Annotated in this window: 3 protein-coding genes and 1 rRNA gene; all 4 read left to right on the forward strand. The window is 44.0% G+C overall.

Annotated features, from left to right (window positions below; genetic code table 11):
- The first annotated feature begins 291 nt into the window (after nucleotides 1-291).
- Nucleotides 292-2,004: a methyl-accepting chemotaxis protein gene (locus BLR65_RS28305; RefSeq protein WP_143122694.1), complete on the forward strand. Its 1,713-nt coding sequence runs from the start codon at nucleotides 292-294 to the stop codon at nucleotides 2,002-2,004.
- A 289-nt stretch (nucleotides 2,005-2,293) separates the two neighbouring features.
- Complete coding sequence (locus BLR65_RS28310; protein ID WP_093798123.1) at nucleotides 2,294-3,133, forward strand: pyruvate, water dikinase regulatory protein; 840 nt, start codon at nucleotides 2,294-2,296, stop codon at nucleotides 3,131-3,133.
- Complete coding sequence (gene ppdK / locus BLR65_RS28315; protein WP_093798125.1) at nucleotides 3,126-5,783, forward strand: pyruvate, phosphate dikinase; 2,658 nt, start codon at nucleotides 3,126-3,128, stop codon at nucleotides 5,781-5,783. Before BLR65_RS28310 ends, ppdK begins: the two co-directional genes overlap by 8 nt.
- A gap of 490 nt (nucleotides 5,784-6,273) precedes the next feature.
- A 16S ribosomal RNA gene (locus BLR65_RS28320) occupies nucleotides 6,274-6,800 on the forward strand; the annotation flags it as partial.

Consider the following 6,800-nt stretch of genomic DNA (forward strand, 5'->3'; position numbering starts at 1 on the left):
AGATCGGTCACCATGGAGTGGCGGGCATTCCTGGCTTTGCCAGGGAGAATACGGGAAAATGCCCTTTGGAGAATAAATGGCAGTGCCCCACGACACTAAATAGAAAAGCCTGTAATCCGGCAATTTGATTTTGCTAGGATTACAGGCTTTTGTTTTTGTAGTAGGCATAAATAACCTATGCCGTGTAAATTTTATGTAAAAATTTCTTAGTATTTGTCATATTCGATAGGACTTTTGACCTATTTCACGAAGTAATCTATAGCAACATATTTGAAAGAAGGCGCATTGGCTATGTTTAAAAATTTAAACACTGCAACTAAAATTCTCAGCCTTATTGTATTAATGGCATTCGGGATGGGCTTCATCGGTTTTACCGGCTTTTACTTCAATCAAAAAGCCAATGAAGGTATGACGACAATTTATAAAGACAATCTGTTGCCGCTAAAATGGATTAATTCATTTAGGGTCAATCTCAGGGCTGGCGAAGGCATTACGTTGCAAATGTTGTTAGTAAACAACGATAAAACCAAAGAGCAAGAGTATATCCAGCAATTTCAAAAGCTAAAAGACGAAAATGACAAATATATGGCGGAATATGAAAAAACAAATCTTTCTTCTGCAGAGAAGGAAAAAATTTCACAAATAAAGGAAGCCCTTGCATCCTATAGGGGCGAGCGTCAAAAAGCATTGGAATTAGCAGCGAGCGGCCAAAGAACGGAAGGGTATGAATACTATAAAAGCCGTGCTTTGCCGTACCTTAGTACCATGAATACGCTGGGTGACGAACTTGCCGAGTACAATGCCCAGTCGGCGGATCAAATAAGTGTCCAAAACGATGTGGATGCTGTGTTTGCCAATAAAATGTTAATGGCTATCCCGGTTATTTCTATCCTATTGGCCTTAGGTTTCGGTTGGTGGGTTGCCCAGATCATTGCCAAACCGCTTAAAGCGGTTGTTGCCAATGTACAGGGTATTTCCCAGGGTGATTTAACCGTACAGACCGTTAATCTTACTTCTGACGATGAGGTTGGTCAGTTAGTTCAGGCTGTTAATCGTATGACTGATAATCTGCGGCAAGTCATTGCCAGTGTAGCCCAGGCAGCCGATCACTTGGTCGCTTCCTCTGAACAACTGACTGCCAGCGCAGAACAATCTGCTCAGGCATCCACACAGGTCGCCGCATCAATTACCGAGATTGCAAGTGGGGCCGAAAAGCAATCAAAAGATATTGACGATACATCTGCCACGATTGAGCAAATGGCGGCAAGCATCCAACGGACGGCAACGAGTAGTCATACTGTTTCGAATACTACCAGCAAAACGGCTGATGCGGCCCAAGAAGGGCTGGGCGCTATTGGTTCCGCCATCGAACAAATGGATTGTATCGAAAGAACGGTTGCTATGTCCGCCAAGGTGGTTACCAAGTTAGGAGAGCGTTCTAAGGAAATTGGACAAATTGTGGATACGATATCAGGTATTGCCGGGCAGACCAACCTTTTGGCGCTTAATGCCGCCATAGAAGCGGCCAGAGCAGGCGAACAGGGCAAAGGTTTTGCCGTAGTGGCGGAAGAAGTCAGGAAACTTGCTGAACAATCGCAGGAAGCAGCTAAGCAAATAGCGGGTTTGATTAGCGAAATTCAGCTTGAAACGGATAATGCAGTAATCGCTATGAATGACGGCACAAAAGAAGTAAAAAAAGGAACAGATGTTGTTACTTCAGCAGGTCAATCGTTTGACAATATAGCTCAGCTTGTTACGGAAGTTTCTGAACAAATAAAAGAGGTTTCAATTACCATGCAGGAAATGGCATCTAATAGTCAGCATATGGTTGTAGAAGTAAAAAATATTGATACGATCAGCAAAAAGGCAATCGGCCATACGCAAACCGTCTTGGCAGCCACGGAGGAACAGTCGGCGTCGATGGAGGAAATAGCTGCAAGTAGTCAGACGTTAGCCAAAATGGCGGAAAACTTGCGACTGGTTGTCCAGAAATTTAAAGTTTAGGCCATTGAAGATACTAAATAGAATTGCCAAATTAGAGAAATTTTTGAATGGGAAGCACATAGAGTGCGAAAACTATGGCGGTTAAACCTGTCATAGTTTTTTTTATTACAAGAGAAGGAAAAAAATCTTTTACGTTGAATAAACTGTTATTAGAGTATGCTAATTGCCTTAATAATTTTATTTAGTATAGTATAATTAAAAGCTGTGAGGTGGTTAAAGCGGCATTTTTTTAATATAACCCTCAATAAAATAAGAATCAAAATCAGTAATATCGGTAATTGGAGGAAGTATGTCCATACGTTCAGCCAGAGGTATACCAACAACAATATATATTCTGTCCGATTCAATTGGTGAAACCGGTGAACTTGTAGTAAGAGCAGCAGCCAGTCAGTTTGCCGGCGTCGAGATAAACATTAAGCGCCGGCCGCATTTAAATTCTGCAGAAGAAATAGAGAATATCTTAGGGGAAGCAGCACAGCTCGGCGCTGCGGTTGTTTATACTTTGGTACGTCAGGATTTAAAAGCATGTTTGCAGCAAAAGGCAGCAGAACTTGGCCTGAATGGCATAGATATTATGTATCCTGTTATTCAGGCAATCGAAGAAATTACCGGTTTAGCACCACGCAATGAGCCCGGACTTATTAGAAAAGTTGACAGAGAGTATTTTTCTAAAGTGGAAGCTGTGGAATTTGCGGTAAAATTTGATGATGGCAAAACCCAAGACGGGCTGCAAAAGGCTGACTTAGTGATAATTGGAGTATCGCGTACTTCCAAAACGCCACTATGTATGTATCTAGCTCATAAGGGGATAAAAGCTGCCAATGTGCCGCTGGTGCCCGATACGCAGCCACCAGATGAACTTTTAAAATTACCGGCCAATAAAATTATTGGGCTAACGATTCAACCATCTAATTTACAGGAAATACGAAGGCAACGATTGAGGATAATGGGATTACCTGCGGAGACTGACTATGTCAATATAGAACGGATAGCAGCGGAACAGGAGTATGCCTGGTCAATTATGCGTAAACTTGGATGCACTGTTATTGATGTAACAAATAAATCTGTGGAAGAAACAGCATCGTATGTGCTGGATATTTACCGGAAAGGGGTAGTAACAAGTGGCTAAGTATGTTTATCTGTTTAAAGAAGGCAAAGCAGATATGAAAGCTTTATTAGGAGGTAAAGGGGCTAACCTGGCGGAGATGACTAATATAGGTTTGCCTGTGCCTCCGGGAATGACAATTACTACGGAAGCATGTACCGAATATTATCGTCTGGGCCGCAAACTGCCGGCAGGGCTGATGGATGAGGTTAAACGCAATTTAGCGATTGTTGAGCAACAGGCAGACAAGAAGTTTGGTGATTTACAAAATCCATTGTTAGTATCTGTACGGTCTGGTGCTATGTTTTCTATGCCGGGTATGATGGATACTATTTTAAACTTGGGCCTTAATGAGACTACCGTTCAATCAGTTGCGAAAAACACTGACAATCTCAGATTTGCTTATGATGCCTATCGCCGTTTTATCCAAATGTTCGGCGATGTAGTCCTGGAGATTCCTAAATATGAATTCGAAGACATTTTAAACAGGCAAAAAGATATCCAAAAGGTTAAGTATGACCAAGAACTTAATCCGGACTCTTTGCGCAAAATTATTGATCATTATAAAGAATTAGTGCAAACAAAAACCGGCACGGCGTTTCCGGAAGATCCCATGGAACAACTGGCTATGGCTATTGAGGCCGTTTTCCGTTCCTGGAATAATGACCGGGCTATTGTATACCGGAATCTTAATAAAATTGACCACGATCTGGGGACTGCCGTCAATATTCAATCAATGGTATTTGGCAATATGGGCAATGATTCCGGTACCGGTGTAGCCTTTACCCGCAACCCGTCAACGGGTGAAAACAAATTATATGGTGAGTTTTTGACTAATGCTCAGGGTGAAGACGTAGTGGCAGGGATTCGTACTCCGCGGCCGATTGCCCAACTTGGCGATGAGATGCCGGAACTGTATACCGAGTTCTCAAAAATTGCCAGACTGCTGGAAAGTCACTATAAAAATATGCAGGATATCGAATTTACGATCGAACGCGGGCGGCTTTATATACTGCAAACCCGGAATGGCAAGCGCACTGCGCAAGCGAGTGTGCGCGTTGCCTTCGAGATGTCAGAGGAAGGATTAATTAGCAAACAGCAGGCGTTGCTGTTGGTTGAACCTGGTCAACTGGATCAGTTGCTGCACCGTCAGATAGATAGTAGTGCGACGTTAAACGTTGTGGCTAAAGGGTTACCGGCATCTCCCGGGGCGGCTTCCGGAACGGTTGTGTTTGATGCTGATGAAGCGGAACGCATGGGCAAAGCCGGCAAAAAGGTATTGTTGGTACGTACGGAAACAACACCGGATGATATTCATGGAATCGTTGCCGCTCAAGGGGTTTTGACCAGTAGAGGCGGTATGACCAGCCATGCTGCCGTAGTAGCCCGTGGAATGGGCAAACCCTGTGTGTGCGGTTGTGAAGCAATTCGCATTGACTATATTAAACAGGAATTTACGATCGGCGATACCGTTGTTAAAAAGGGAGATCTGGTTTCCGTTGACGGTTCTACCGGCCGGGTAATCTTGGGCGAAGTACCGATGAAAGATCCGGAAATATCTAAGGAATATAGTACTTTGTTATCTTGGGCAGACGAATATAAGCGTCTGGGAATCAGAGCGAATGCGGATACGCCTGAAGACGCTAAAAAAGCCCGGGATTTCGGGGCGACCGGTATTGGCCTTGTTAGAACCGAGCATATGTTTATGCAGCAAGACCGGCTTCCTTATGTTCAGCAGATGATTTTGGCGGAAACATTGGAAGAGCGCCAACAGGCATTGTCTCATCTTTTGCCAATGCAGGAAGGTGATTTTTACGGGATTTTAAAAGCCATGGAAGGGCTCCCGGTAACCATTCGACTGTTAGATCCGCCGCTTCATGAATTCCTGCCGAGTCTTGAAGAATTATTGGTTGAAACCACAGAACTAAAAGTAACTGGCAAGAATCCGGCACTGCTTGAAGAAAAATTACAGATGTTAAAGAAAGTACGTGCTTTGCATGAATTCAACCCAATGCTGGGGCATCGCGGCTGCCGGCTTGGCATAACATTCCCGGAAATTTATGAAATGCAAATGCAAGCTATCTTCAACGCAACGGCCAGACTGACGAAAGAAGACTATAAAGTACTGCCGGAAGTTGAGATCCCATTGACTATCGATAGCAACGAAATGAAGTTCTTTAGAGAAAAAATCGAGAATATTGCTGCGAACACGATGAAAACCGCGCAGGTTAACTTCCATTACTCGGTCGGTACGATGATAGAGATGCCGCGGGCTGCCCTCTTGGCTGAAGATTTAGCTGAGCTTTGCGACTTCTTTAGCTTTGGGACAAATGATTTAACGCAGACTACACTTGGCTTTAGCAGAGATGATGCGGAAGGAAAATTCCTGCCCCATTACCTTGAACGCAAGATTTTGAAAGAAAACCCCTTTATTGCCATTGATCAAAAAGGGGTTGGTAAGCTGATGCGTTTAGCTGTAGAAGGTGGACGTAAGGTTCGGCCGGATTTGGAAATTGGAATTTGCGGTGAGCATGGTGGCGAACCCAGCTCGGTTAAATTCTGTCATGATATCGGGTTAAGCTATGTTAGTTGTTCTCCTTACCGTGTGCCATTAGCTAGATTGGCGGCGGCTCAGGCTGCTATTAGCGGCGGCGAGGTTGCCGGAACAAAGTAACCTATATATAAACAATATGCCCCTGGAGATTATTTATCGATAAGTATCCGGGGGCGTATTATTTCCTGCAATTTACAGACAATAGGTGTGTTGACATTTAAATGAAAGGTATGATAATATAAGAAAGTCGCTGCTAGAGACGACAAAATATTGCCAAGACAAGTAAGACTTGCCAAAGAATATTATGTTGACATGATGAAGTAGACATGATAACATATATAACTGTCGGCTCTGCAAAATAGCGACGATGTTCCCTGAAAACTGAACAATGTAAGTAATGCATCAAAAAGCCAGATGTGCGGTTGAATTATCATTTGTGATAATTCAACGTCAATAAATAATTTCTTGATTGTAAGAGCCAACAAATGGCTTCATAAGATAGCTGAGGTTCGACTGCTAACGCATCGAACATAAGCAGATACACGGCGCTTTAGCGTCGATGTAGTCGCTTAGTTAGATGTAGTGCATCTAACTTCCTAAATACTGCTTTTTTATGGAGAGTTTGATCCTGGCTCAGGACGAACGCTGGCGGCGTGCCTAACACATGCAAGTCGAACGGAATTTCGCGGGTTCGAGGTTCGAGAATTCGAGGATCGAAGTATGATGAAGCAATTGATAGATCAATTGCTAACATTAAAATCGAACTTCGAGCAATCGAACCTCGAACTAGCGAATTCAGTGGCGAACGGGTGAGTAACGCGTAGACAACCTGCCTCTAAGCTGGGGACAACACCGCGAAAGTGGTGCTAATACCGGATGTGGTATCTTGGTCGCATGACTGAGATAAGAAAGATGGCCTCTTTACAATGCTATCGATTAGAGATGGGTCTGCGTCTGATTAGCTGGTTGGCGGGGTAACGGCCCACCAAGGCGACGATCAGTAGCCGGTCTGAGAGGATGAACGGCCACACTGGGACTGAGACACGGCCCAGACTCCTACGGGAGGCAGCAGTGGGGAATCTTCCGCAATGGACGAAAGTCTGACGGAGCAACGCCGCGTGAGTGAAGAAGGTTTTC

It is taken from the genome of Sporomusa acidovorans (assembly GCF_900101845.1).
GTDB lineage: Bacteria > Bacillota > Negativicutes > Sporomusales > Sporomusaceae > Sporomusa > Sporomusa acidovorans.